The sequence below is a fragment of the Pseudomonas sp. YeP6b genome (assembly GCF_025642995.1).
GTDB lineage: Bacteria > Pseudomonadota > Gammaproteobacteria > Pseudomonadales > Pseudomonadaceae > Aquipseudomonas.
This window is the reverse complement of the sequence record NZ_CP080090.1, coordinates 3,521,094-3,547,254: the sequence shown is the minus strand read 5'-3', so window position 1 is coordinate 3,547,254 and position 26,161 is coordinate 3,521,094. Positions and strand designations below refer to the sequence as shown.

21 protein-coding genes are annotated in these 26,161 nt (G+C 60.7%); 5 read left to right on the top strand and 16 right to left on the bottom strand.

Going from position 1 to position 26,161, the window contains the following annotated elements:
* Positions 1-36: 36 nt before the first annotated feature.
* The 4 genes from KZH41_RS15780 to KZH41_RS15765 form a co-directional block, all read right to left on the bottom strand.
* Entirely contained in the window at positions 37-1,707 is a 1,671-nt protein-coding gene (locus KZH41_RS15780) for a response regulator (protein ID WP_263272946.1), read from the bottom strand.
* Entirely contained in the window at positions 1,707-3,206 is a 1,500-nt protein-coding gene (locus tag KZH41_RS15775) for an ATPase domain-containing protein (RefSeq protein ID WP_094951825.1), read from the bottom strand. Before KZH41_RS15775 ends, KZH41_RS15780 begins: the two co-directional genes overlap by 1 nt.
* An 803-nt stretch (positions 3,207-4,009) precedes the next feature.
* Entirely contained in the window at positions 4,010-5,068 is a 1,059-nt protein-coding gene (locus KZH41_RS15770; protein ID WP_094951826.1) for a tetratricopeptide repeat protein, read from the bottom strand.
* A gap of 77 nt (positions 5,069-5,145) precedes the next feature.
* Positions 5,146-6,039: a bestrophin family protein gene (locus KZH41_RS15765; RefSeq protein ID WP_263272943.1), complete on the bottom strand. Its 894-nt coding sequence runs from the start codon at positions 6,037-6,039 to the stop codon at positions 5,146-5,148.
* A gap of 225 nt (positions 6,040-6,264) precedes the next feature.
* On the opposite strand from KZH41_RS15765, the gene KZH41_RS15760 reads away from it, so the two are divergent.
* From KZH41_RS15760 to KZH41_RS15740, 5 genes are read left to right on the top strand one after another with little or no spacing between them, the layout of a single operon-like run.
* On the top strand, positions 6,265-7,914 hold the full coding sequence (locus KZH41_RS15760) for an AMP-binding protein (protein ID WP_263272942.1): 1,650 nt from the start codon (positions 6,265-6,267) through the stop codon (positions 7,912-7,914).
* Positions 7,915-7,935: 21 nt separating this feature from the next.
* Complete coding sequence (locus KZH41_RS15755) at positions 7,936-8,703, top strand: SDR family NAD(P)-dependent oxidoreductase (protein ID WP_242149536.1); 768 nt, start codon at positions 7,936-7,938, stop codon at positions 8,701-8,703.
* Between the two features lie 11 nt (positions 8,704-8,714).
* Complete coding sequence (locus tag KZH41_RS15750; RefSeq protein WP_094951830.1) at positions 8,715-9,899, top strand: acetyl-CoA C-acyltransferase; 1,185 nt, start codon at positions 8,715-8,717, stop codon at positions 9,897-9,899.
* 9 nt (positions 9,900-9,908) lie between these two features.
* Positions 9,909-11,036, top strand: coding sequence for an acyl-CoA dehydrogenase (locus KZH41_RS15745; RefSeq protein WP_242149533.1), 1,128 nt, complete (start codon positions 9,909-9,911; stop codon positions 11,034-11,036).
* Between the two features lie 11 nt (positions 11,037-11,047).
* On the top strand, positions 11,048-11,821 hold the full coding sequence (locus tag KZH41_RS15740; RefSeq protein ID WP_094951832.1) for an enoyl-CoA hydratase: 774 nt from the start codon (positions 11,048-11,050) through the stop codon (positions 11,819-11,821).
* Between the two features lie 955 nt (positions 11,822-12,776).
* On the opposite strand, the gene KZH41_RS15735 is transcribed toward KZH41_RS15740, so the two are convergent.
* From KZH41_RS15735 to arnC, 12 genes are all read right to left on the bottom strand, one after another.
* Positions 12,777-13,928 carry an acyl-CoA dehydrogenase family protein gene (locus KZH41_RS15735; protein ID WP_094952616.1) on the bottom strand — a complete coding sequence of 384 codons (1,152 nt, stop codon included), beginning with the start codon at positions 13,926-13,928 and terminating at the stop codon, positions 12,777-12,779.
* A gap of 3 nt (positions 13,929-13,931) precedes the next feature.
* A complete protein-coding gene (locus KZH41_RS15730; RefSeq protein ID WP_263272938.1) occupies positions 13,932-15,035 on the bottom strand; it encodes an enoyl-CoA hydratase/isomerase family protein in 1,104 nt (367 codons plus the stop codon).
* Positions 15,036-15,152: 117 nt separating this feature from the next.
* A complete protein-coding gene (locus tag KZH41_RS15725; protein WP_094952614.1) occupies positions 15,153-15,866 on the bottom strand; it encodes an HPP family protein in 714 nt (237 codons plus the stop codon).
* A gap of 163 nt (positions 15,867-16,029) precedes the next feature.
* Positions 16,030-16,218, bottom strand: coding sequence for a type VI secretion system contractile sheath small subunit (locus KZH41_RS15720; RefSeq protein ID WP_256589293.1), 189 nt, complete (start codon positions 16,216-16,218; stop codon positions 16,030-16,032).
* A 312-nt stretch (positions 16,219-16,530) separates the two neighbouring features.
* Positions 16,531-18,153: an ArnT family glycosyltransferase gene (locus KZH41_RS15715; RefSeq protein ID WP_242149525.1), complete on the bottom strand. Its 1,623-nt coding sequence runs from the start codon at positions 18,151-18,153 to the stop codon at positions 16,531-16,533.
* A gap of 3 nt (positions 18,154-18,156) precedes the next feature.
* Positions 18,157-19,536, bottom strand: a complete 1,380-nt coding sequence (locus KZH41_RS15710) for a UDP-glucose dehydrogenase family protein (protein ID WP_094952612.1) — start codon at positions 19,534-19,536, stop codon at positions 18,157-18,159.
* A complete protein-coding gene (arnF, locus tag KZH41_RS15705) occupies positions 19,533-19,946 on the bottom strand; it encodes a 4-amino-4-deoxy-L-arabinose-phosphoundecaprenol flippase subunit ArnF (RefSeq protein ID WP_094952611.1) in 414 nt (137 codons plus the stop codon). The genes KZH41_RS15710 and arnF overlap by 4 nt, the downstream gene beginning before the upstream one ends.
* The gene (gene arnE / locus KZH41_RS15700) at positions 19,943-20,290 is read right to left on the bottom strand and encodes a 4-amino-4-deoxy-L-arabinose-phosphoundecaprenol flippase subunit ArnE (protein WP_094952610.1); all 348 of its coding nucleotides are present in this window, start codon (positions 20,288-20,290) and stop codon (positions 19,943-19,945) included. The genes arnF and arnE overlap by 4 nt, the downstream gene beginning before the upstream one ends.
* Positions 20,287-21,942, bottom strand: coding sequence for a lipid IV(A) 4-amino-4-deoxy-L-arabinosyltransferase (gene arnT, locus KZH41_RS15695; RefSeq protein ID WP_094952609.1), 1,656 nt, complete (start codon positions 21,940-21,942; stop codon positions 20,287-20,289). The genes arnE and arnT overlap by 4 nt, the downstream gene beginning before the upstream one ends.
* Positions 21,939-22,823: a 4-deoxy-4-formamido-L-arabinose-phosphoundecaprenol deformylase gene (gene arnD, locus KZH41_RS15690; RefSeq protein WP_242149522.1), complete on the bottom strand. Its 885-nt coding sequence runs from the start codon at positions 22,821-22,823 to the stop codon at positions 21,939-21,941. Before arnD ends, arnT begins: the two co-directional genes overlap by 4 nt.
* Complete coding sequence (gene arnA, locus KZH41_RS15685; protein WP_094952607.1) at positions 22,823-24,814, bottom strand: bifunctional UDP-4-amino-4-deoxy-L-arabinose formyltransferase/UDP-glucuronic acid oxidase ArnA; 1,992 nt, start codon at positions 24,812-24,814, stop codon at positions 22,823-22,825. Before arnA ends, arnD begins: the two co-directional genes overlap by 1 nt.
* Positions 24,811-25,845 (bottom strand): undecaprenyl-phosphate 4-deoxy-4-formamido-L-arabinose transferase, encoded by a 1,035-nt coding sequence (arnC, locus tag KZH41_RS15680; protein WP_263272934.1) that lies wholly within the window; start codon positions 25,843-25,845, stop codon positions 24,811-24,813. The genes arnA and arnC overlap by 4 nt, the downstream gene beginning before the upstream one ends.
* Between the last annotated feature and the right edge of the window lie 316 nt (positions 25,846-26,161).

Sequence of the window (26,161 nt, the reverse complement as noted above, 5' to 3'; positions counted from 1 at the left end):
GTGACAGGGCTGCCATGCAGCCCTTGTTGTAGCGCCTCAACCCTGAATCATTTCCCGCACTTTTGCCGTTAACAGATCAAACGTGAACGGTTTGGTGATCAACTGCATCCCCGGGTCCAGGAAGCCGCCGCGTACCGCCGCGTGTTCGGCGTAGCCGGTGATAAACAGCACCTTGAGCTGCGGGCGCATCTGCCGACCGATTTCCGCCATCTGCCGGCCGTTCATGCCGGGCAGGCCCACATCGCTGATCAGCAGGTCAATACGCTGGTCGGATTCAATGATGGGCAGCGCCGTATCGGCATCACACGCCTCGACGAAGGCATAACCCAGTTCTTTGAGCACTGCACTGACTAATACCCGCACTGCCGGATCATCCTCGACGATCAACACGGTTTCACCCGCATTGGCGAAGGGCAGCAGCGTTGGGTTGAGCAGCTCCAGCGTCTTCATCTCGCCGACAAAGCGCGGCAGGAACAGGCTGACGGTGGTGCCTTTATCGATTTCGCTATGGATCGTGACGTGGCCGTGGGACTGGCGGGCAAAGCCGTAGATCATCGACAACCCAAGGCCGGTGCCCTGGCCGATGGGTTTGGTGGTGAAAAACGGATCGAACACCCGGCCGATCAGGTGTTCGGGGATACCGCAGCCGGTGTCGCTGACGCTCAGCTCAACGTAATCACCGGGTTTCAACGTGCCGTAGGCGGCGGTGAACACGCTGTCCAGGTGGCGGTTGGTGGTTTCGACCACCAGCTTGCCGCCGCCAGGCATGGCGTCCCGTGCGTTGATGACCAAGTTGAGCAGGGCGCTTTCGAGCTGGTTGGGGTCGGCTTCGGCGGTCCAGAGCGTGTCGCTCAGGCGCATATCCAAGGCGATGCTTTCATTGATGCTGCGTTGCAGCAATTCGCCCATGGAGGCGACCAATTGGTTGATCTCCACGGGCTTGGAATCCAGCGACTGACGACGGGAAAACGCCAGCAGGCGGTGGGTCAGGCCGGCGGCGCGGTTGGCCGAGGTCACGCCTAGGTCGATCAGGCCATCGAGGTCGTCCAGCTTGCCGCGCGATATGCGCCTGCGCAGCAGCTCCAGGCTGCCGATAATCCCGGTGAGCATATTGTTGAAGTCATGGGCGATACCGCCGGTCAACTGGCCGACGGCTTCCATTTTCTGCGACTGGCGCAGCGCCTCTTCATTGGTGCGCAGTTGCGTCGTGCGCTCCTCGACTTGCTGCTCGAGGGTTTCCAGCGTGCGTTGCAGGCGCAGCTCGCTCTCGCTCAAATCAATCAGCCGGTCGCGGGCTTCGTATTGCCGCCGTCGGCCGCGCAGGGCGGCGCTCACCAGACTGATCAAGGTCACTGGATGGAAGGGGCGCTCGAGGAAGGTCACGTTGCCCAACAGCCCGCTCAAGTGCGAGGAACCGTTCTGCTCGCTGCCGCCATGGTGGGTCATCAGCACGATGGGCAGGTCCGACCAGGCCGGCTGCTGATGCAGGTATTCCAGCAGCGGCTCCAAATCGACGCCGCGCAGGGCTTCGTCGGCGATCACCAGCAGGCCGGCGCCGTGCTCTAACGCTTCGCACAGGTTCGCCAGGTGCGTGGCGATGATGCCGCTGTAGCCGGCCTGGTTCAGCATCATCAGCGCCAATGAGCCGTCACGGCCCATGGGCGCCAGGATGATTGCACGCTCGGAGACGGGAGATAGGCCAGTCACTAGCCCTCTTCCTTGAGCAAAGGTGAGCCCGCGCCCATGTAGGTAGGAATGCCGCGTAACACGCCTTGGAAGTTATCCAGGGGTTCGCCAACCGTCATGCCGCGACCGCCGATGCGGTATTCGCGGATAGTCGATTCATGCGAGCCGGTGCGTTTCTTGATGATCGAAATGGCCCGACGCACCTTGCCCAGCGCTTCGAAGTAGCGCAGCAGAATGACCGTATCGGCCAGGTAAGTGATGTCTACCGGGGCCTGCATATCGCCCACGAGCCCGTGCTGGGCAACTGTCATGAAGGTCGCGGCGCCACGGCGGTTGAGGTACAGCAGCAGTTCGTGCATGTGCAGGATCAGGGCATTTTCTTCGGGCATGGCGGCCTGGTAGCCGTTGATGCTGTCGATCACCACGGTTTTGATCCCGCGTTCATCCACGCAACGCCGCACCCGGTGTGAGAATTCGCCCGGCGACAGCTCGGCAGCGTCGACCTGTTCGATCAGCAAGTTGCCGGTGGCTTGCAGGGCCTCGAGGTCGATGCCCATGTTTCGCATGCGTTCGAACAACAAGCCCAGCTCTTCATCAAAGATAAACAACGCGGCTTTTTCGCCACGGGCCACGGCGGCTGCGGCAAAGATCATCGAGATCAGCGACTTGCCGGTACCGGCCGGGCCCAGGATCAAGCTGCTCGAACCGGTCTCGACGCCGCCGCCCATCAGGGCATCCAATTCGGCTATGCCGCTGCTCAGGGTCTGGCGCGTGTAACCACCGCGATGCTCGGCGGCGACCAAGCGCGGGAATACATGGATACCGTCGGCCATGATGGTGAAGTCGTGGAAACCGCCACGGTATTTCTGCCCACGGTATTTCACCACCCGCACGCGGCGGCGTTCGGCGCCGTAGTTGGGGGTCAGTTCTTCCAGGCGAATCACGCCGTGGGCCACGCTGTGCACGGTTTTATCCAGGGATTCGGTAGTCAGGTCGTCGAGCAGCAGCACGGTGGCGTCGTAGCGCACGAAGTAGTGCTTGATCGCCAGGATCTGGCGGCGGTAGCGCAGCGAGCTTTGCGCCAGCAGGCGGATCTCCGACAGGCTGTCGATGACCACGCGGGTCGGCTTGACCGCTTCGACCACTTCAAAGATTTGCCGGGTGGCTTCGCCCAATTCCAGGTCCGACGAATACAGCAGGCTCTGCTGGTGGTCGGCGTCGAGCAGGCTCTCGGGTGGGGTCAGTTCGAAGATGTGGATATTGTCATCCAGGTCCCAGCCGTGGGACTTTGCGCCATGGCGCAATTCGCGCTCGGTTTCGGACAGGGTGATGTACAGGGATCGTTCACCGTTTTTCGCGCCGGCTTGCAGAAAGTGCAGCGCTACGGTGGTTTTACCGGTGCCGGGTTCGCCTTCCAGCAGGAACAGGTGGCTGCGCGATAGCCCCCCGGAAAGAATGTCATCAAGACCTTCGATGCCGGTGGCCGCCTTTTCACTGAACAGCTCTTTGGATGTAGACAAGAAGTGCCCTCAGGTCACGTACAAGTAGAGGAGCGCGCCGCCCTGGGCGCGCCATATTTACTTGACCGTAGTGGTCCGTAGCGGTTCAACACTTCGTGATATTTGTAGCCTCGTTGCGCTTATAGGCAGCCTTTGGGGGGCTTTTTGGTTAGGTGACTTCTATGGTGATTAAGAGAGATCTGGGAGTCGGTAACCTGTGGTGCGTTAGCCTGGTTTGGTGGTGCTTCTTTAGTTGGATTGAGTACATATCCATTGCTGCGGTAACGGCGGCTTAGGGTTCCGCCCTTACGGCGGGTCACTTTTGGAAAAGAGCCCCAAAAGTAACCAAAAGGGCTCTTGCCCCACCACTCGGTGCCTCGCCTAGGCTCGGCATGCCAGAACGAAGGCTTGAATCCGTGGGCCGCCGCCATGGGCCATCCTTGGCCCATCGCGGCTAACCCGGCGTCCTGCCGGGTTACCCACGGATTCAAGCCTGCGTTCGGCCATCGTGGTTAACGGGGCGCCTAAGATCAAGATCAAAAGCAAGAGCACGGCGGCCTAGTAGCCGACCTGAGTGGTTGAAGCAAAAGCAGGGCAGAAGCACAGCAGCGCACTCTCTTTCTGATGTACTGAGCTCCAAATGTGGGAGCGGGCTTGCTCGCGAATGCGGTGGTTCAGTTACAAATAAGCTGACTGGCCCACCGCATTCGCGAGCAAGTCGAATCGTCGCACCGCTGCGATGCAGGCACCTCGGTACGAAAACGGATATGTACCCAGCACCCCCGCCAGAGGTGGTTGTCCGCCCTTAACTAAAGGGTTGGCTCTTACAGGCCTTGTTGCAGTGCAGGATCGTCCGGGTTTTGTTGCTCAAGTTGCGCCAGTAACACCTGGACGTTTTGCAACTGGCCAGTCTCTTTCCAGTAGTTGATCAGCAACACGCGAGCTTTGCGGTTGGCGGGATGGCGCTGCACAATTTCTTCCAGTTGACGCTGGGCCGCTTCCAATTCCTCTTGGGCATGCAAGGTGGTCGCCAAGTCGTAGCGGTAATCCTGATTGTCCGGCTCCAGCTCCACCGCTTTGGACAGGCCGAGCAGCGCATAAGGGCGCTCGCCGTGGTGCAGCAACCACATGCCCAAGGCATGTTGCAGGTAGGCCGACTCCGGGTGGGCCGCCAGTTGCCGTGCCAGCAGTTGGCGCGACTCGTCGGTCTTGCCTTGTTTATCCAATAACTCGATCTGCGCCACCCCGGCTTGAAGGTTGTCCGGCTGCAAACGCATGGCCTGCGCCAAGGCATTTTGCGCGTCCGGCAGCAGCACGCTGTGGATGTACAGGCGCGCCAGCTGAATCCAGCCTTCAGCCGTTTCCGGCTGGTCCTTGAGCGTTTTCACGAACTCATCGAGTACTTGCTGCAAGGGCCCGAAGTACAGGCCCAACGTATCCGCAGAGAGGCCGAGCAGGGCATTGGCGGCGGCAAAGCGCACGGCTTGTTCGGGATCCTCCAGCACTGGCCCCAGCAGCAACACGCGTTGGCCGCTGGGCACCAGGCCGACGATGCTGTGAATCGCCGCCTCGCGCACCAGTGGCGAATCATTGGCCAGGTCTTTATCGGCAAGCTTCAGTGCCTGCGGGCTTGGGTAGTTGGGCAGTTCAGCGTGCAACGCCGCGCGACGTTCAGGTGACAGGTCCGGCCGACCAAGCTGTTGATACAGCACACGCGCCGCGCCCGGTTCACCGTTATGCGCCTGCTTTAAGGCTTTGCCGTAACCATGGGCGATGGCCTTCGGCACGGCCACCGGGCTGGAGTGGGAGAAAAACCAGGTAAGCAACACAATCAACAACAGGGCGCACAGGCCGACGATGGAATAACGGCGTGACTTTGACATGCAGGCGTCCAAAAGCTGGGGGCAGCTATCGCAAAGCCATCAGCTTCGGTCAGACCACCGCGGGTGTCAAACCCGCATCAGGTCAGCACGTATTCAACCGGCTCCAAGGCAGGCGGCAAGTCGCTTTCGCCGAGAGCTGCAAGAATCTCGCGCTCCAGGGTGCGCACCAGCGCATTGCATGGCAGGTCGTTTTCGTCGAAGCCGAACGGGTCTTCCAGGTCATCGCCAATTTCATCCAGGCCAAAGAAGGTGTAGCTGACGATGGCGGTGATCACCGGTGTCAGCCAGCCCAGCGGCTCGGCCATCGCAAACGGCAGCAGAATGCAGAACAGGTAGATGGTGCGGTGCAGCAACAAGGTGTAAGGGAAGGGCAGCGGCGTGTGTTTGATCCGCTCGCAGGAGGCCTGTACCTGGCTCAGGCTGACCAGTCGGGTTTCCAGCTGGGTGTAGCGCCATTCGCTGATCACGCCTTGCTCGGCCAGCCCCGAAAACCGCGCGCCGAGCTGTTGCAGCACATGGTCGGGGAGGTTGGGGTGCGTGCGATCAATGCCGATCCAGGGCTTTATCGCCGCCGCTTCGTCCTCATGCCGCAGGCGCGCGATCAAGCCATGGGCAAAGCCGCACAGACCGCGCAACAGCCCGGCACGCTCAACCGGATCACTCAGCACCTGGGTCTGGCGAATCAGCGAACGCACCTCAATGATCATTTGCCCCAACTGCTTGCGGCCTTCCCACCAGCGGTCATAACAGGCGTTGTTGCGAAAGCTCATGAAGATCGACAACGACAACCCCAACAACGTGAAGGGCGTGGCGTTGACCGTGGACAAATACGCCGGGTGCAGGGTTTCAACCAGCACGATCACCGAGGCCAGCAAGGTCACCAGCAGGCTACGCAGGGCAATACGCTTGGCAATCGAGCCCTTGAGGGAGAACAGGATACCCAGGAGGTTGGGTTTGGGACGAACGATCATCGCGGGGAGGCTTCTTCGGTGGCGCAGTCTTTCAGGTTAGAAGCTTGAATCAAGAGCGTCCAATCACTAGAACTGACTGGCTGATCAGCGCGATCAATGATTGGCCAAACCAGTCAGCCAAGTTGAAGGCTTTGACCATTGCCGCTACAGCGCTCTAGAGCGACTATTTCCACGCTTTAACGGCTCCAAAACGTCCTGAAAATAAAAAACACAAGGATTGAAGCGATGCGTGAGTATTTGGCTGCCACCACCGAGTTTGATTACCAGCACACCGTCGACGCCGCACTGGCCGGCAACCTGCAGGCCCTCAATGCCTGCGTGGAATGCTGCGACCGGCACGCACTGCCGGGCCGCATCGCGCTGTTCTGGGAAGGTAAGGACGGGCGCAGCGCCACGTCGACCTTTACTGACTTGCAGGACCAGGCAGCGCGCTTCGCCAATTTCCTTCTGGCCCAGGGCGTCAAACGCGGTGACAAGTTGGCGGGCCTGCTGCCACGCACGGCGGAACTGCTGGTGGTAGTGCTTGCCACCTGGCGCATCGGCGCGGTCTATCAGCCGCTGTTTACTGCCTTCGGCCCCAAGGCTATCGAACACCGCCTGAACAGCTCCGACGCGGCGCTGGTGGTCACCGACGCGGTGAACCGCCCCAAACTGGCGGAAGTCGAGGGCTGCCCGACCATCGTGACGGTCGCCGGCGCCAAGGGCGAAGGCATTGTGCGCGGCGATTACAGCTTCTGGGCTGAATTGCCCAACTATTCAAACCTCTGCGAGCCGGTATTGTTGGGCGCAGACGATCCGTTCCTGCTGATGTTCACCTCAGGCACCACCGGCCCGTCCAAAGCCCTGTCGGTACCGCTCAAGGCCATCGTCGCGTTCCAGAGCTATACCCGCGACGCGGTAGACCTGCGCCCCGAAGATGCATTCTGGAACGTGGCCGACCCGGGTTGGGCCTACGGCATCTATTTTGGCGTGACCGGGCCGTTATCCTTGGGCCACCCGATCACCTTCTACGATGGGCCGTTCACCCTGGAAAGCACCTGCCGGGTGATCAATAAATACGGGATCACCAACCTGACGGGCTCGCCGACCGCGTATCGCCTGTTGATAGCTGGTGGCGAGCAATTCGCGCGATCGATCAAGGGCACGCTGCGCATTGTCAGCAGTGCCGGCGAGCCGCTGAACCCGGAAGTGATCCGCTGGTTCGCGGATAACCTGGGTGTGACCATCCACGACCACTACGGCCAGACCGAACTGGGTATGGTGCTGTGCAACCACCACGGCCTGGCGCACCCGGTGCACGTCGGCTCGGCGGGGTTTGCCTCGCCAGGGCATCGCATTGTGGTGCTGGATGACGATCACCAGGAATTGCCCGCGGGCCAGCCGGGAATCCTGGCCATCGACCGCGAACAGTCGCCGATGTGCTGGTTCGCCGGCTACGACGGTGTGAAGACCAAAGCCTTTGTCGGCAAGTACTACCTCAGCGGCGACACGGTGGAGTTGAACCCCGACGGCAGCATCAGCTTTGTCGGGCGCAGTGACGATGTGATCACCACCTCTGGCTACCGCGTTGGCCCGTTCGACGTGGAAAGCGCCTTGGTTGAACACCCGGCCGTGGTCGAAGCGGCAGTGGTCGGCAAGCCTGACCCGGAGCGCACTGAGCGGGTGAAAGCCTTCGTGGTGCTCAACGCACAATACCGTGCCACCCCGGAACTCGCCGAAGAGCTGCGCCTGCACGTGCGCAAGCGTCTCGCCGCGCATGCTTACCCGCGAGAAATCGAATTTGTCAGCGACTTGCCCAAGACCCCGAGCGGCAAGCTGCAACGTTTTATTTTGCGTAATCAGGAAATCGCCAAGGCTCAAGCAGCACTGGCGTGATCCCTTTCAAAGGAAATAAAGATGCAGATTGAAAACAAGGTATTCCTGGTCAGCGGCGGCGCTTCGGGCCTCGGCGCGGCCACCGCTGAAATGCTGGTGGCCGCCGGTGCCAAGGTAATGCTGGTGGACCTGAACGCCGAGGCCGTCGCCGCCAAGGCCCAACAGCTCGGTGATAATGCCCGCAGCGCCGTGGCGGATATCAGCCAGGAAGCTGCCGCCGAAGCCGCCGTGCAAGCGGCCGTCGCCGCGTTTGGTGGCTTGCACGGGCTGATCAACTGCGCCGGTGTGGTGCGTGGCGAGAAAATCCTCGGTAAGAACGGCCCTCACGCCTTGGCCAGCTTTGCCCAGGTGATCAACGTCAACCTGATCGGCAGCTTCAACCTGCTGCGCCTGGCCGCCGCCGCCATCGCCGAAACCGAGGCGAATGCCGATGGCGAACGCGGCGTGATCATCAATACCGCGTCGGTGGCCGCCTTTGATGGGCAGATCGGCCAGGCGGCGTATTCCGCCTCCAAAGGTGCCATCGCCAGCCTGACGCTGCCCGCCGCCCGCGAGCTGGCGCGCTTCGGCATTCGGGTCATGACCATCGCCCCGGGCATTTTTGAAACACCGATGATGGCCGGCATGACCCCGGAAGTCCGTGATTCCCTGGCCGCTGGCGTGCCATTCCCGCCACGTTTGGGCAAACCGACCGAGTACGCCGCACTGGTGCGGCACATCATTGAAAACAGCATGCTCAACGGCGAGGTGATCCGTCTCGACGGCGCCTTGCGCATGGCAGCCAAGTAAGGAGGATTTTTATGAACGATCCGATCGTTATCGTCAGCGCCGTGCGCACGCCCATGGGCGGGTTCCAGGGCGACCTTAAAGGGCTGACCGCGCCGCAATTGGGCGCCGCCGCGATTCGCGCCGCCGTCGAACGAGCCGGCATTGCGCCGGACGCCGTGGATGAAGTGCTGTTCGGCTGCGTCCTGCCGGCAGGCCTCGGCCAGGCACCTGCACGGCAGGCGGCGTTGGGCGCCGGGTTGGACAAGGGCACCCGCTGCACCACGCTCAACAAAATGTGCGGCTCGGGCATGGAAGCGACCATCCTGGCCCACGATTCATTGTTGGCCGGCAGTGTCGATGTGGTGGTGGCTGGCGGCATGGAAAGCATGTCCAATGCACCGTACCTGCTCGACCGCGCACGCAGCGGCTACCGCATGGGCCACGGCAAGGTGCTCGACCATATGTTCCTCGACGGCCTCGAAGACGCCTACGACAAGGGTCGACTGATGGGCAGCTTTGCCGAGGACTGCGCCGAGCACAATGGCTTCACCCGTGAAGCCCAGGACGCTTTTGCCATCGCCTCGCTGACCCGTGCCCAACAGGCGATCACCCACGGTAGCTTCGCCGCCGAGATCGTCCCGGTGCAGGTCACCGTCGGCAAAGAGCAAAAAACCATCTTGCATGATGAACAACCACCGAAAGCCAAGCTGGACAAGATTGCCAGCCTCAAACCCGCGTTCCGCGAAGGCGGTACGGTGACGGCGGCCAACGCCAGTTCGATTTCTGACGGCGCGGCGGCGTTGCTGTTGATGCGTCAGTCCGAAGCGCACAAGCGCGGCCTCAAGCCACTGGCGGTGATCCATGGGCACGCCGCATTTGCCGATGAACCGGGGCTGTTCCCGGTGGCGCCGGTGGGCGCGATTCGCAAGCTGATGAGTAAGACCGGCTGGAACCTCGACGAAGTAGATCTGTTCGAGATCAACGAGGCCTTCGCGGTGGTCAGCCTGGTGACTATGAGCAAACTGGAAATCCCGCACAGCAAGGTCAACATTCACGGCGGCGCCTGCGCCCTGGGCCACCCGATTGGTGCCTCGGGTGCGCGCATCCTGGTGACGTTGCTCTCGGCCCTGCGCCAGAAAGGCCTCAAGCGCGGCGTTGCTGCGATTTGCATCGGCGGCGGTGAAGCCACGGCCATGGCCGTCGAATGCGTGTATTAAGGACTTTTTATGCTGCCCAATGACGAACAACTGCAAATCAGCGACGCGGCCCGGCAATTTGCCCAGGAGCGTTTGAAACCGTTCGCCGCCGAGTGGGACCGCGAGCACCGTTTTCCAACGCAAGCCATCGGCGAAATGGCCGAGCTGGGCTTTTTCGGCATGTTGGTGCCGGAACAGTGGGGCGGTTGCGACACCGGCTACCTGGCCTACGCCATGGCCCTGGAAGAAATCGCCGCCGGTGACGGCGCTTGCTCGACCATCATGAGCGTGCACAACTCAGTGGGCTGCGTGCCGATTCTGAAATTCGGCAACGATCAGCAGAAAGAGCAATTCCTCAAGCCCTTGGCCAGCGGCGCCATGCTGGGCGCCTTCGCGCTGACCGAACCGCAAGCCGGTTCCGATGCCAGCAGCCTGAAAACCCGTGCACGCCTGGAAGGCGATCACTACGTGCTCAATGGCTGCAAACAGTTCATCACCTCCGGGCAAAACGCCGGCGTTGTGATTGTGTTTGCGGTCACCGACCCGGCCGCCGGCAAACGTGGGATCAGCGCGTTCATCGTGCCCACCGATTCGCCGGGCTACACGGTCGCGCGGGTTGAAGACAAGCTTGGCCAGCATGCCTCCGACACCTGCCAGATCCTGTTTGAGGACGTGAAGGTGCCGGTCGCCAATCGGCTTGGGGAGGAGGGCGAAGGCTACAAGATCGCCCTGGCCAACCTTGAAGGTGGCCGCGTCGGCATCGCCTCGCAATCGGTGGGCATGGCCCGTGCCGCCTTTGAGGCCGCCCGTGACTATGCGCGCGAGCGCGAAAGTTTTGGCAAAGCGCTGATCGAACACCAGGCTGTGGCATTTCGCCTGGCGGACATGGCCACGCAAATCGCCGTCGCTCGGCAGATGGTGCATTACGCCGCCGCCCTGCGCGACAGCGGCAAGCCGGCCTTGGTCGAAGCCTCGATGGCCAAGTTGTTTGCCTCGGAAATGGCCGAAAAAGTCTGCTCGGCCGCCTTGCAAACCTTGGGCGGTTACGGTTACCTGAGCGACTTCCCCTTGGAGCGGATCTACCGCGATGTGCGGGTCTGCCAGATTTACGAAGGCACCAGCGATATCCAGCGCATGGTCATCTCACGCAATCTTTAAGGAGCCGATACATGAGTTACGACACCATTTTGGTCGAAGTCCAGGGCCGCGTAGGGCTGATTACCCTTAATCGCCCGCAAGCGTTGAACGCCTTGAATGCGCAACTGGTCAGCGAGTTGAACCAGGCGTTGGATGGGCTGGAGGCCAATCCTGAGATTGGGTGCATCGTGCTGACTGGCTCGAAAAAAGCCTTTGCTGCCGGGGCTGACATCAAGGAGATGGCGGAGCTGACGTATCCGCAGATCTATCTGGATGACCTGTTTAGCGACAGTGATCGGGTGGCTAACCGGCGTAAGCCGATCATTGCTGCGGTTAACGGCTTCGCGCTGGGTGGCGGGTGTGAACTGGCGTTGATGTGCGACTTTATCCTGGCGGGTGATGGGGCTAAGTTTGGTCAGCCGGAAATTAACCTTGGTGTGCTGCCGGGTATGGGGGGCACTCAGCGCCTGACCCGTGCGGTGGGTAAGGCCAAGGCCATGGAGATGTGCCTGACTGGGCGCTTTATCGATGCGGTGGAGGCTGAGCGTTGTGGGATTGTGGCGCGTATCGTTCCGGCGGATGAATTGCTGGAGGAAGCGTTGAAGGTTGCGACCTTGATTGCCGGTAAATCTGTGCCGATTAGTATGATGGTCAAGGAAAGCGTTAATCGTGCGTTTGAGGTGAGTCTTTCTGAAGGTGTGCGTTTTGAGCGCAGGGTGTTTCATGCGGCGTTTGCGACGCTGGATCAGAAGGAAGGGATGGCGGCGTTTGTGGGTAAGCGGGCGCCTGAGTTTAAGGATCGGTAGGGGGGTAGGGGTGGGGTTGCGGTTGCGGTTGGGGGCATATCCGTTGCTGCGGTAACGGCTTCGTAGGGTTCCGCTCTTACAGCGGGTCACTTTTGGAAAAAGAGCCCCAAAAGTAACCAAAGGGCTCTTGCCCCACCACTCGGCACCTCGCCTAGGCTCGGTGTGCCCTCACTCCGGCTTTGGACCGTGGGCGCCGCCATGGGCCATCCTTGGCCCATCGCGGCTAAACCGGCGTCCTGCCGGGTTACCCACGGATTCAAGCCTGCGTTCGGCCATCGTGGTTTAACGGGGCGCCTAAGATCAAGATCAAAAGCAGATCAAGATCAAAAGCAAGAGCACGGCGGCCTAGTAGCCGACCTGAGTGGTAGAAGCAAAAGCAAAACCGAGGCGGCCTGACAGCCGACCTGATATTTGAAACTGAACTCAATCTAATGTGGGAGCTGGCTTGCCTGCGATGGCATCAACTCGGTGTACCTGATGGACCGAGGTGTCTGCATCGCAGCGGTGCGGCGATCCGACAAGCCAGCTCCCACATTGGAATCTCATTACATCAGCTAGATAGGGTGGTGCTCTGCTTCTGCTCTGCTTCTGCCTTGCTTTTGCTTCAACCACTCAGGTCGGCTACTAGGCCGCCGTGCTCTTGCTTTTGATCTTGATCTTAGGCGCCCCGTTAAACCACGATGGCCGAACGCAGGTTTGAATCCGTGGGTAACCCGGCAGGACGCCGGGTTAGCCGCGATGGGCCAAGGATGGCCCATGGCGGCGGCCCACGGATTCAAACCGGAGTGAGGGCATGCCGAGCCCAGGCGAGGCACCGAGTGGTGGGGCAAGAGCCCTTTGGTTACTTTTGGGGCTCTTTTTCCAAAAAGTGACCCGCTGTAAGAGCGGAACCAATATCAGCCATCACCCCAATAACGGATATGTACCCAGCAGACCCTCGACAACACCAATCCCCTCAAAGCTGATAATTCTTCAACTCCCGCGCAATCACCATCCGCTGAATCTCACTCGTCCCCTCATAAATCTGCGTAATGCGCGCATCCCGGTAATACCGCTCCACCGGGTAATCCTCCAGATACCCATACCCGCCATGAATCTGCATCGCCGAGGAGCAAACCTTCTCAGCCATTTCCGAGGCAAACAGCTTGGCTTGTGACGCTTCCGACAAACACGGCTTGCCAGCACTGCGCAACCGAGCGGCGTGCAGGATCAACAGACGTGCAGCATTCAAGCGCGTCTGCATATCAGCCAGCAAGTTAGCAACGCTCTGGTGCTCAATGATCGCCTTGTCGAATTGCACCCGATCCCGCGCATACGCCAGCGCCGCTTCAAACGCCGCACGGGCGATGCCCAAGGCCTGGGCGGCAATACCGATGCGCCCGCCCTCGAGGTTGGACAGGGCAATGGCCAGGCCTTTGCCACGCTCACCGAGCAAATTGGCCTCGGGCACCGTGCACTGGTTGAGGGTAACCGCGCAGGTATCCGACGCACGAATGCCCATCTTGTGTTCGGTGCGGTCGACCACAAACCCCGGCGTCTCGGTGGGCACCAGGAAAGCAGAAATACCTTTCTTGCCCAACTCCGGGTCCGTCACCGCAAACACAATAGCCAACTTGGCGCGCTTGCCATTGCTGACAAACTGCTTGGCGCCGTTGATCACCCACTGGCCATCGCGCAGTTCGGCACGGGTACGCAGGTTATGGGCTTCGGAACCGGCCTGGGGTTCAGTCAGGCAGAAGCAGCCGATGGCCTGGCCACTGGCAAGGTCGGGCAACCAGGTTTGCTTCTGCTCTTGTGTGCCGTAGTTGAGAATTGGCCCGCAACCGACTGAATTATGGATACTCATCAGCGCGCCGGTGGCGCCGTCACCGGCAGAGATTTCTTCGACCGCCAAGGCGTAGGCGACGTAATCAACGTAAGTGCCGCCCCATTCTTCAGGCACCACCATGCCCAGCAGGCCCAGTTCGCCCATCTTGGCGACCAAGGCGTCATCGATCCAGCCGGCCTTTTCCCAGGCTTGGGCGTGCGGGGCGATCTCGCCACGGGCAAAGTCGCGCGCCATGTCGCGAATCATTACTTGTTCTTCAGTATATTCAATGTCTTGCACGGCTTATCTCCCAACCTGCTTGAAGTTGTGGAAGAAGCTTTCCACATGGGTTGCGTCCAACCCGTGAATCGAGGGCGGGTTCCAGCGCGGGCTTTTGTCTTTGTCGATGATCAAGGCCCGAACGCCTTCGATCAGGTCACCGCGCTCGAACCATTGGCGGTCCAGGTGCAACTCCAGCGCAAAGCACTGCTCCAGCGGCAGGCGGCGGCCACGACGGAGCATTTCCAGGGTGACGGCCATTGCCAGCGGTGAGCGGGTTTGCATCAGGTTGGCGGTGGTCAACGCCCATTCATGGCTGTCGGCGACGGTGACTTGCTGCAACTGCTCGACAATGCTGGGCACGTCCGGCAGGGCGAAGAAGTGGTCGATGGCCGGGCGCAGGGCTGCCAACGGTGCATCGGGCAATTGCTGCACGGCCAACTTGGCGAGTACACCTTGCAGGTCCTTGAGCGGCGAGCCCTGCCATTGCAGGCGGTCGAGCTTCTGGTCGAGGTCGGCGAACTTGGCGCTGTCCAAGTACCAGTCCGCCAACCCGCAATACAGAGCGTCGGCGGCGCGAATCTGTACACCGGTCACGCCTAAGTAAATCCCCAGTTCGCCAGGAATGCGGGGCAGGAAGTAGCTGCCGCCCACGTCCGGGAAATACCCGATGGCCACTTCCGGCATCGCCAGGCGGCTGCGCTCGGTGACCACGCGCAGGTCGGCGCCTTGCACCAGGCCCATGCCGCCGCCGAGGACGAACCCGTCCATCAAGGCGAGTACGGGCTTGCGGTAATGATGAATGGCCAAGTCGAGGGCGTATTCTTCGACGAAAAAATCGGCGTGCAGGCTGTCGCCGTTCTTGAAGCTGTCGTAAAGGGAACGGATGTCACCCCCGGCACAGAAGGCTTTTTCGCCAGCGCCGCGCAGGACCACGGCATAGACTTGCGGATCATCCGCCCAGGCCTGCAGTTGCGAGGCGAGGCTGCGGACCATGTGCAGGGTAATGGCATTCAAGCCAGCGGGGCGGTTGAGGGTAAGGTGGCCGATATGGTTGCGCACCTCGGCCAGCACTTCTTCCTGAAGAGTATCGGCGCGGCTTGCTTCGGATGAAACCTGAGCAGTCATCTGTAACTCCCTGCTTTTATTGTTCTTTATCAAGATATTCGCGGGCGAACCCTCTCGTGATCCTACCAGTGCAAATTTGCCCAGTACAACCGTGAATCATGCAGGTCGTTTTTGCATTTATGCAGCAGGTCGACTGGCCAGCACTTCGCCAATGCTGCGGCGTCGCGCATGGCCTTGCGCCGCGTGGATCAGCTGTTCGAGTTCGGACGGTGCGACATCGTAGAACTGCTCCATCTCGGCCAACGCCTGCTTCAAGTCGGCCGCCGTTATCGAGGGGTCAGCGACCTGCGTGGCATTGCCCAGGACGACGGCCGGCGAGTCGACTGTACCTTTGGGATAACGCGTGCGGGTGACGTTGTTATACGCCAACGCACACGCCAGCAGCGCACCCGCGCCGAGCATGACCGGTGCGAGTTCCTGCCAACCCAGGGCAATCGACGCCGGGTCGGCGAGCACCAGGGTCATGGCCAGGCCACCGGCAGGTGGGTGCAGGCAACGCAGCCAGCACATCAGGATAACGGTCATGCCCGCTGCCAGGCAGGCACTGCCCAAGGTGCGCCCCAGTACCCGCGCGATCAGCAGCGCCACGACAGCGGCGCATAAATAGCTGCCGATGATCGACCACGGTTGGGCCAGCGCGCCGGATGACACTGCAAACAGCAGCACGGCTGACGCCCCCAGCGGCCCGAGCAAGTGCAAGGCCACCTCCAGGCCAAACAGCTGGGCGCACACCCAGACACTGAACAGCGTGCCCAGGGCCATGCCGATTGCGGCGCGGCTCCATTCGGCGGGGCGGGTGTTGATTGCAGCGGGTAACCAGCGAGCGAGCATCGAAGGGGTCCATAAACAGCAGGCGAAAAAAAAGGCTGATCAGGTCACCCGGAAAAGCCCTTTGAAAGTTCCAACGGTTGGGGGAGGAACTCGCACAGTGTGCCGCCCCGAATGCCAGCGCGCCAATGCATATTAATGAGGGTTGAATACAAAGATAATGCAGTCAAGTGGCTTCGTCGAATGGAGCAGGGCATTCCTTCTCTGCCCGTGCAGTACTCAGGCGTCCCAATACACGTGTATCCGCCTCTTCGTTGAACAGGTGTCGTTGCAGGTTTTCCAGCAGCGCGGGGTCGTCGGCCAGCGGCCCCTTCAACGCCACCAGGGCGTCACGCAGTTCCATCAACCGATCCAGTCTCGGCAGAGGAATAAGCAAGAGATCTTCCGGCACGGCATTGCCCTCTTAATGAAGTAAGTCACTGTGTGTCGCATGGCCTAATGCGTCCTTGTTGTTATCCAATGTGCACTTACCCCAGCCTCCCTAGATCGGAGCAGTAGATAGTTAATGCACTGGGCAACGAGTCTACATTTGGGTTCCAAGCGTCGGAAGACAACGCGCGACAGCCGTTACGCATAGCTATGTAGGGGGTTTCTTGGTGGTTATGACGAAAAACGCCCACTCCTGAAAGAGTGGGCGTTGTTTGTTAAACCGCCGCTATAAACGCGATCAAGGCGCGGGCGCCCTCGCCAGATGCAGCAACACATAGGGGTCTTTGTCGAACTCCCCAGTGAGCGTCGGGGTGAGCGTGCGCAAGCGCGGGTCTTGTAAGCGCTCAAAGTCTGCTGCACTCATCACCAGCCAGGCAGGCCCTTGCAGCGGCGTCAGGTCAGCGGACGTTTGGGTAAACAACGGCACCTTATCGCATCCGAAGTTGACCATGAACTTGATGGCTTTGGCATCTTTACCCAAGCCATGCAGTATCACCGGTGCCGGCTGTTGGCGGATCTGAGCCTTGACCGCGAGGCTGAACGTGCGGGTGTCGTAGAGCGTGCGCTCCAACGGTTCGACCACCACAATGTAGGTCGACCATAACGCCAGTACCGCCGCGAATGCCGGGGCCAATGGTCGCAAGCGCGGTTTCAACACGGCCAGCAGCGCCAGTACCTGAAGCACGCCCAATAGCGTGAACATCAGCCCAAGGCTGCTCAACTGTTCCGGGTAACGCTTGCGCGCCACCACCAGCCCGATCACCAACAATGCCGGCAACAGCGTCCAGATGCCCAGCATCAAGCCGCGCAACCCGGCGAACAATCGCCCCTGGCTGACCTGGAACGGGTAGGCCGCGATGATCGCCGCCATGGGGAGCATCGGCAGGATGTAACGGGCCTTTTTCGCCTGGGGTACCGACAAACCGAGCATCACCAGTAAACCGGCGGCCGCGCAGTACAGCACCAGCTGCAATGCCGGATCTGGCGCCCGTCGCCCACCGACTGCCACGGCCAGCAGCACCAACAAGGCCAGCGGGTAAGCCAAGGCATAATTGCCCATGGAACTGGTGAAGTAATACAGCACGCCGCTGGAGCCTTCGGTGCCGTCCATACGCCCCAGGAACTGCATGCGGATCACGTCCTGCATGAAGTCCTCGCCACCACTGAGCTTGGCCAGCAGCAGCAACAAACCGACACACGCCGCCAGCAACGCCAAGGCAATCAAGCCGAAGGTGAACAGTTGGCGCCATTGCCGGTTGAGCAGGTAATAGCTGCACAGCACGCCAGTGGGGATCACGAGGCCAATCGGCCCACGCACCGCAAAGCCGATAATCAGCAGCAGGAACAGCCAATGCAGGCGTTTAGCCGCGCCGAAGTGATCATGCGCATAACCTAGGTAGAACACCGCCAAAGCGACTGCGGCGAGCATCTGGTCCAGCGACACCGCACGAGTTTCGCTGATGAAGGTGCTGCTGAGCAGCAACATCGCGATGCTCAGCAGGCCCCAGCGCGTGGAGTAGGGCGCTGTCAGGCGATACACCAGCGTGACGATCAGCGCCGAAGCGATGGAGGTGGGCAACCACGCGGTCAAGCTGGTGACTTGGCCGAACGGCAACGACAAGACCCACGTCAGCAACGTCGAGGTCGCCAGGTAGTCGGCGTAGGGCTGGCCATAGGTCGTGGGGAAGAAGCTCGGCCCATGGCGCAGCATTTCCTGGGCAAACAGCACAAAGCGCGAGTCAAACCCGATAATCGCCTGGTGCCAGTTACCCACTATAAACAGCACCAGGGCCAGGAGCCCAAGCCCCAGCGACTGGTGGCGGATCGTTGCGGTGAGCAGGGGCGGTTGAGCTCTATTCACGTCTCAGGCTTCCTTGACCTGCGGCACCCAGTTTTGCTGAGGGATCGGCAGTTCGCAGGAGTCACCTCGCCCTATTGGGAAGTATTTGAAGCCTTTGCGTGCCAGGCGCTCGCCGTCGTACAGGTTACGGCCGTCGAAGATCACCGGGTTTTTCAGGCGAGTGTGGATCAGGTCGAAATCCGGTGCCTTGAACTGCTGCCATTCGGTGCAGACGATCAGCGCATCAGCGCCGCTCAACGCCGATTCCGGCGTGCCCAGCAGGGTCAGGCGCGACTCGTCGCCGTAGATGCGCTGGGTTTCCTGCATGGCTTCAGGGTCAAACGCGCGCACATGGGCGCCCGCTGCCCACAGGGCTTCCATCAGCACACGGCTTGGCGCATCGCGCATGTCATCGGTGTTGGGCTTGAACGCCAGGCCCCACAAGGCAAAGGTTTTACCCTGCAAGTTGCCCTTGAAGTAGGCGTTGACGCGTTCGAACAGCTTGCTCTTCTGGCGCTGGTTGATGGCCTCAACGGCTTCGAGCAGGTCGCTGGAGCAGTTGGCTTGCTTGGCGCTGTGGATCAGGGCGCGCATGTCTTTTGGGAAGCACGAGCCGCCATAGCCGCAACCGGGGTAGATAAAGTGGTAGCCGATGCGCGAGTCGGCGCCGATGCCCAGGCGCACGGCTTCGATGTCGGCGCCCAGGTGCTCGGCCAGTTCGGCGATCTGGTTGATAAAGCTGATCTTGGTGGCCAGCATGCAGTTGGCGGCGTACTTAGTCAGTTCGGCGCTGCGCAGGTCCATGAAGATGATGCGGTCGTGGTTGCGGTTGAACGGCGCGTACAGATCGCGCATCACTTCACGCACTTCTTCACGCTCGCAGCCGATGATGATGCGGTCCGGGCGACGGCAGTCGGCCACGGCCGAGCCTTCCTTGAGGAATTCCGGGTTGGAGACGATATCGAACTCCAAGTGGCGGCCGGCCACGCGCAGGCTCTTTTCAATGTGTGCGCGCAAGGTGTCACCGGTGCCGACGGGAACGGTGGATTTCTCGACCAGGATCACCGGCTCCACGCGGTGGCGGGACACGGCGTCGCCCACCGACAGCACGTATTTGAGGTCGGCCGAACCGTCTTCGTCCGACGGTGTGCCCACGGCGATGAACAGCACTTCACCGTGTTCAACCGCGAGTTTTTCATCAAAGGTAAAGTGCAGGCGTCCGCTTTCCAGGTTTTCCTTGACCATGGCTGCCAGACCCGGCTCGAAGATGGTCACGTGGCCTTTCTGCAGCGACTCGACCTTGCTCTTGTCCACGTCCATGCAGATCACATCGTGACCGACTTCGGCCAATACGGTGGCCTGCACCAGACCAACGTAACCGCTACCAAATACACTGATTTTCATGGGGCATTCCTGGGGCTTGCAACGCTAGCACGACGAGAGTTAATGACCAGAACACCGAGGATGACCAGCGCCACCCCGAGTGTTTTCGAAAGCGAGAAATCTTCGTTGAACACCGGCAGGCTGGCAGCCAGCAGGTAGACCAACGCGTAGCTGATGCTGAGCAGCGAATAGGCGCGGCCCAGCGGCAGGTGCTTGAGTGCGCCAAGCCAGCAAAGCATCGACAGCGCATAGGCGATGATCGCCAGGATCACCACGCCCAAGGCGCCGAGGTCGATGGCATTGCTGTTGAACGCGTTCAGCCATTCGGCAGGCAGCGGCAGGCGCGTCATGCTCCAGCGCATGCCCAGTTGGGCGGCGCTGACCAGGCCTACGCTGCCCAATGCCAGGGCAAAGCCTTGAACCCGGCTCATACGTGACGCCCCAGCAACACCACACCGCCGATGACCAGTGCCACACCCAGCCAGTGACGGCCATCGATGTGTTCATGAAAGACAAACCGCGCCATCAGCGTGACCAGTACAAAATTCAGGCTGAGCATGGGGTAGGCGATGCCCACTTCCAGGCGCTGCAACACCAAAAGCCATACCAGCAAACCCAGGCCCAGGCACACCAGCGCCGACCACAGCCAAGGCGAACGCAGCTTCGGCGCCCAACCGTCCGGCTGGTCGCGCCAGCTTTCCACGGCAAACTTCTGCGAAACCTGGCCCATGCACGTAAGCAGGCACGCGCTTAATAAAAGAACCAGCGTGATCATGGCGCGGCCTGTGGGAATATCAGGATGACCAGATTGCCTTGCTCGTAACGCTTGCCGTCTTGGGGCAGCAGGTTCACTTCAGCGACTTCATCGTCGCCCTTGACCCGCATGACCACACCGACCGACCCTTGCTTACGCGCATCACTCATCCATTGCTGGACCTGAGTGGTGCCGATCTTGCGGTGGGCAGTGTCTGCGTAGGCAATGCCGTATTTCACTTCGCCGACGGTGTTGTAGAGCGCGACATCCGGACGCCCCAGGCGCCAGGACAAGGCCGACGCCGCGCCCAAGTCATTGCTGAGCAAGGCGGTGGTCGATTGCAATTCCTGCTGGTGGTCGATGATGAACTGATCCGGGATCTTGTTGTAAACCACCGAGTGGGGCAGTGCGGCCGGTACGAGCAGCACTAGCAAACCACTGCCGATCAGCGGCGCGGCCCACAGTTTCAAAGGGCGAGCGGCTTGCAGCAGGTTGACCAGGATCCAGCCGAACAAGCAGGCAAACACCAGCACCAAGCTGAGGGTTTCCTCACCGTGTTCGTACACCGGCTTCTTCAATTGGAACCAACTGAGCGCCAACACGGCCAGCACACCGACACTCAAGTTCAGCCAACCGTTGATGCGCAAGGCGCGGCCATGGCCCTGGGCGAGCTTGTTGCTTAGGGTTGAACCCATCAGCAAAGCCAGCGGCAGCAGGCACGGCATGATGTAGGACGGCAACTTGCCTTTGGCCAGGCTGAAGAACGCCAGGGGCATCAACAGCCACAGCAGCAGGAACGCGGTTTTGGGCAGGCGTTTGTCCAACCATGCCTGTTTGACCGTGGACGGCAGCAAGGCAACCCAGGGCAACGAGAACGCGACCATCAGCGGCAGGTAGTACCAGAACGGTTCGGCGTGCTGGGCATCGTCACCGGCAAAGCGTTGGATATGCTCGTGCCAGAAGAAGAAGTTCCAGTAGTCCGGCTCTTGCAGGTGCACGGCCAGCGCCCAGGGCAAGCTGACAACAATGGCGACGACTACCGCCACCACGCCGTAACCGAGCAGTTCACCAAAGCGTTTCTGCCAGATGGCGTAGGGCAGGGCGATCAGCACCGGCAGCAGCCAGGCGAGAAAACCCTTGGTCATAAAGCCCATGCCGCAGGCAAAGCCGAGCAAGGCCCAAGACCATAAACGGCCACGGCGCGTGGTGCTGTCGAAGCAGAACCACAGCGCAACGCCGGTCAGGTTGACCCAGAAGGTGAATTGCGGGTCCAGGTTGGCGTAGCCGCCGAGCAACGCCACGCTGACAAAGCTCATGTACAGCACGGTGCTGACCAGGCTTTTTTGCGGGTCGTTCCACAGCCTGCGCGACACCAGGTACACCAGCAGGATGCTCAGCCCGGTGCTCAAGGCTGAGGCAAACCGCACGCCGAACAGGTTTTGCCCGAAGATCGCCTGGCCCAGCGCGATCATCCAGTAGCCGGCAGCCGGTTTTTCGAAGTAGCGAATGCCCATGAAGTGCGGCGAGGCCCACTTGCCGGTCAGCAGCATTTCCTGACTGATCTGCGCGTAACGGGTTTCATCCGGGATCCACAGGCCGTGGGTGGCCAGCGGTAACAGGTAAAACGCGCCAAACGCCAGCAGGAGCAGGGGCAATGCCCAGCGCCGGATCATGCCTGTTGCACTCCGAGCCAACCCTCGCGGCCACTGAGTGCACCGCGCACCAGCTGTTGCTGGGGCAGGGTGCTCACATCCGCAGGCAACAGGTCGCCCAGGGGGTTGAAGTCGATGCCGCGCTGCCCGGCCTGGGCGAGCAGCTGGCGAAAATCATCAGCCATCAGAATCCCTTCTACTTCTGCGTGGATCGTGTAGACGTTCAGCTTCGATTCGGTAAAGCGGTCAAGAATGAAGCTGTTGAAGTCTTTGGCAGCCACTACCGGCCCGACGACTTCGTCGAAGGTCGGCAGGTCTACCGGAATTTGTGGGGTGCCCGCGCTGCCATCGGCCAGGGTTGGACGAAACAGGCTGGTGCCCCGGCAATCGCTGTTGTAGCGAAAGTTGAAACCTTGCTTGGCTTGCACCACGCGCTCATCGGCACGCCAACCGGCAGCCGCTGAACAGTCGATGCGTTCACCGAGGATGTCGCTCAAGGTGTCGACGCCACGGCGGATCTGCTCGACCAGCTGTGCATCGCTCCAGCGCCCGGTGTTGGCCTGCCAGCCGTGGTGGTCCCACGCGTGCAGGCCGACTTCATGCCCAGCAGCCTTGGCCTGGCGCATCAAATGCCCCAGGTCACGGCCAATCGGCTTGCCCGGCCAGGCGGTGCCGGCCAGCAAGATATCCCAGCCGTACAGCCCGGCGGCATTGGAACGCAGCATCTTCCACAGGAATTGCGGACGGATCAGGCGCCACAAGTGGCGCCCCATGTTGTCCGGCCCGACGCTGAAGAAGAACGTCGCTTTTACCGAGGCTTCATCCAGGGATTCGAGCAACCGCGGCACACCTTCACGGGTGCCACGGTAGGTGTCGACGTCGATGCGCAAGCCTGCCTTCATTATTTCTTGTCCGCGATTTCAAGCATGGCTTCGCGCAGGAAGAAATCCAGGGTGTTGCCGATGGTTTCGCTCATCTCAACGGTAGGCTCCCAGTTCAGCAGGCGCTTGGCGTTTTCGATGCTTGGCTTGCGGTGTGCCACGTCCTGGTAACCGGTGCCGTAGAACGCCTTGCTTTCGACGTCGCGGAAACCAGCGAACGGCGGGAAGTTGCTGCGCAGCGGGTGAGCTTCGAACTGACGCAGCAGCTCTTCGCCCAACTGACGGATGCTGGCTTCGTTTTCCGGGTTGCCGATGTTGATGATCTGGCCGTTACACACATCGTTGTCGTTATCGATGATGCGCGCCAGGGCTTCGATGCCGTCGGCGATGTCGGTGAAGCAGCGCTTCTGCTCGCCACCGTCGAACAGGCGGATCGGCGTGCCTTCCACCAGGTTCAGGATCAGCTGGGTGATCGCACGGGAGCTGCCGATACGGGCCGAGTCCAGGCGGTCAAGGCGTGGGCCCATCCAGTTGAATGGACGGAACAGGGTGAAGTTCAGGCCTTTGTCGCCGTAAGCCCAGATCACGCGGTCCAGCAGTTGCTTGGAGACCGAGTAGATCCAGCGCTGCTTGTTGACCGGGCCCACCACCAGGTTGGAGGTGTCTTCGTCGAAATACTGGTCCTGGCACATGCCATAGACTTCGGAAGTCGACGGGAAGATCACGCGCTTGTTGTACTTGACGCAGTAGCGAACCAGTTTCAGGTTCTCTTCGAAGTCGAGCTCGAACACGCGCAGCGGGTTACGGGTGTATTCGATTGGCGTGGCGATGGCCACCAGCGGCAGGACCACGTCGCACTTCTTGATGTGGTACTCGATCCACTCGGAGTGAATGCTGATATCGCCTTCCACGTAGTGGAAGTTAGGGTGGTTGCGCAGGCGCTCGATGGCGTCGGAGCCAATATCCAGGCCGTAGATTTCGTAACGGTCGTCACGCAGCAGGCGCTCGGACAGGTGGTTACCGATAAAGCCGTTCACACCCAGGATCAGCACGCGGGTACGACGTGGCTTGCGGCCGGACTCGGCGCCGCGCAGCACGGAGCCGTCGACCAGGCCGAGCTCGTCAGCCAGGGAAGGGCCCGCCAGGTACAGGCCGTTGGCGTTGCGTTGGCCGAACTTGACCACCAGCGAGTCTTGACCGCAGGCAATGCGCAGTGGGTTGACGCTGATCACGCGACCTGGCGCCAGGCCTTCGTTGCCCTTGACCACTTCAGCTTGCCAAACGATCAGTTTGTGCTCGCCGACCGCGCAAAAAGCGCCCGGGTACGGCTGGGTCACGGCGCGAACCAGGTTGAACAGTTCTTCAGCCGGTTTTTTCCAGTCCAGCTTGCCATCGGCGGCGGTGCGGCGGCCGAAGTAGGTGGCTTGGCTTTCGTCCTGGGCGGTTTCAGCCAGCTTGCCTTGGGCCAGTTGCGGCAGCGCATCGCGCAGCAGGTTGGCGGCGGCGTCACGCAGTTTGGCGTGCAGGGTCAGGCCGGTGTCAGTGCGGTCAATGATGACTTTCTGTTGGGCCAGGATCGCGCCAGCGTCAGCACGCTTGACCATACGGTGCAGGGTCACGCCGGTTTCGGTTTCGCCGTTGACCAGCACCCAGTTGGCCGGCGCGCGGCCACGGTATTTAGGCAGCAACGAACCGTGCAGGTTGAACGCGCCTTTGCTGGCGGTGGCCAGCAAAGGCTCGCTCAGCAGGTTGCGGTAGTAGAAGGAGAAGATGTAGTCCGGGTTCAGCTTGGCAATACGCTCGATCCACAGTGGGTGGTTGGCGTCTTCCGGCGCATGCACCGGGATGCCGTTGCGGGCGCAGAGTTGGGCGACGGAGCCGTAGAAATTGTTTTCCTTGGGGTCGTCGGCATGGGTGAACACGGCAGCAATGTCGTAGCCGGCGGTGAGCAAGGCTTCAATGCCTGCACAGCCAATATCGTGGTAAGCGAAGACAACAGCTTTTGAATTCATGACGAAACCTGATCGGAAGGAGAAGTAGAGGTATGGGAGGACACCAGGCCATCAACGACGACGACTGGAGCCGGTGCTGCCGGTTGGTTGCGCAGCACTTTTTCAATAAAGAACCGTGGACGGGCACGAACGTCACTGTACATGCGGCCCATGTATTCACCCAAGAGGCCCATGCCGATGAATTGGCCGCCGGTAAACACGAACAATACGGCGAACAGCACAAAAGTACCGTCGCCCGCCCAAGTGGCACCGAAGGCCAGTCGCATGACGATCAAGGCAAAAGCGAACAGCACGCCCAACGCCGCCATGCTGAAGCCGACAATGCTCAGCAGGCGCAATGGCGTGGTGGTCATGCAGGTCAGCAGGTCGAACATCAGGCTGATCAGGCGCATCGGGCTGTATTTGGACTCGCCATGTTCACGCTCGGCGTGGTGCACCAGGATCTCGGTGGTGTGGCGGGCAAAGCCGTTGGCCAGGATCGGGATAAAGGTGCTGCGCTCGCGGCAGGCGAGCATGGCGTCGACGATGGTGCGCCGGTAAGCGCGCAGCATGCAACCGTAGTCGGTCATGGCCACGCCGGTGGAACGCTGCACGGCCAAGTTGATCAGGCGCGAAGGCCAGCGGCGGAAAGCCGAGTCCTGGCGGTTGTTGCGTACGGTGGCAACCACGTCGTAGCCCAAGGCGGCTTGTTCGACCAGGCGCGGGATTTCTTCCGGCGGGTTCTGCAGGTCGGCGTCGAGGGTAATTACCACCTCGCCCCGGCACTGCTCAAAGCCGGCCATGATCGCCGCATGCTGGCCGTAGTTACGGTTGAGGATCACCGCCACTACGTTGCTGCCGTCTTGCGCGGCGGCGTCTTCCAGTAATTGGGCGGAATTGTCGCGACTACCATCATCCACCAGGATGATTTCGTATTCGTAGGCCAGTTGCTTGCAGGCTGCCGTCGTGCGACGCAGCAATTCAGGCAGGCTCTCTTGTTCGTTGTAGACCGGGATAACGATCGACACGCAATGAATAGGGTAGGGTTTCAAAGATTCATGACCTCGGGGCAAGAGCAGGTTGGAGCGTTGAAAACAGCAGTCATCAGCGGCTGGAGATTCAGAAAACTGATTAAACGTAGCGTGGGTATGCAGTGTTCATTCGACATTCCTGGGAAGGGCAATGTTTTCTTCCATGGGCTAGCAGAGTAAAGACCAAATTTGTGAAAGATAAAGCCGAATCAACACGTTAGTCATAGAACGCGCGGCTTGTTCTCAAGTCCTGCGGCCAAGATTAAGCGCAAAATTGTTGAACGAATATGAAAGGCGGATGAAAAACTCGTTTATTTGACAGGTAGACAGCTAGGGT

Bases quoted from the DNA above. Each gene is read 5' to 3' on its own strand.
- KZH41_RS15770 (WP_094951826.1), bottom strand. From the start codon at position 5,068: ATGTCAAAGTCACGCCGTTATTCCATCGTCGGCCTGTGCGCCCTGTTG.
- KZH41_RS15765 (WP_263272943.1), bottom strand. From the start codon at position 6,039: ATGATCGTTCGTCCCAAACCCAACCTCCTGGGTATCCTGTTCTCCCTC.
- KZH41_RS15760 (WP_263272942.1), top strand. From the start codon at position 6,265: ATGCGTGAGTATTTGGCTGCCACCACCGAGTTTGATTACCAGCACACC.
- KZH41_RS15755 (WP_242149536.1), top strand. From the start codon at position 7,936: ATGCAGATTGAAAACAAGGTATTCCTGGTCAGCGGCGGCGCTTCGGGC.
- KZH41_RS15750 (WP_094951830.1), top strand. From the start codon at position 8,715: ATGAACGATCCGATCGTTATCGTCAGCGCCGTGCGCACGCCCATGGGC.
- KZH41_RS15745 (WP_242149533.1), top strand. From the start codon at position 9,909: ATGCTGCCCAATGACGAACAACTGCAAATCAGCGACGCGGCCCGGCAA.
- KZH41_RS15740 (WP_094951832.1), top strand. From the start codon at position 11,048: ATGAGTTACGACACCATTTTGGTCGAAGTCCAGGGCCGCGTAGGGCTG.
- KZH41_RS15730 (WP_263272938.1), bottom strand. From the start codon at position 15,035: ATGACTGCTCAGGTTTCATCCGAAGCAAGCCGCGCCGATACTCTTCAG.
- KZH41_RS15725 (WP_094952614.1), bottom strand. From the start codon at position 15,866: ATGCTCGCTCGCTGGTTACCCGCTGCAATCAACACCCGCCCCGCCGAA.
- KZH41_RS15710 (WP_094952612.1), bottom strand. From the start codon at position 19,536: ATGAAAATCAGTGTATTTGGTAGCGGTTACGTTGGTCTGGTGCAGGCC.
- arnF (WP_094952611.1), bottom strand. From the start codon at position 19,946: ATGAGCCGGGTTCAAGGCTTTGCCCTGGCATTGGGCAGCGTAGGCCTG.
- arnE (WP_094952610.1), bottom strand. From the start codon at position 20,290: ATGATCACGCTGGTTCTTTTATTAAGCGCGTGCCTGCTTACGTGCATG.
- arnT (WP_094952609.1), bottom strand. From the start codon at position 21,942: ATGATCCGGCGCTGGGCATTGCCCCTGCTCCTGCTGGCGTTTGGCGCG.
- arnD (WP_242149522.1), bottom strand. From the start codon at position 22,823: ATGAAGGCAGGCTTGCGCATCGACGTCGACACCTACCGTGGCACCCGT.
- arnA (WP_094952607.1), bottom strand. From the start codon at position 24,814: ATGAATTCAAAAGCTGTTGTCTTCGCTTACCACGATATTGGCTGTGCA.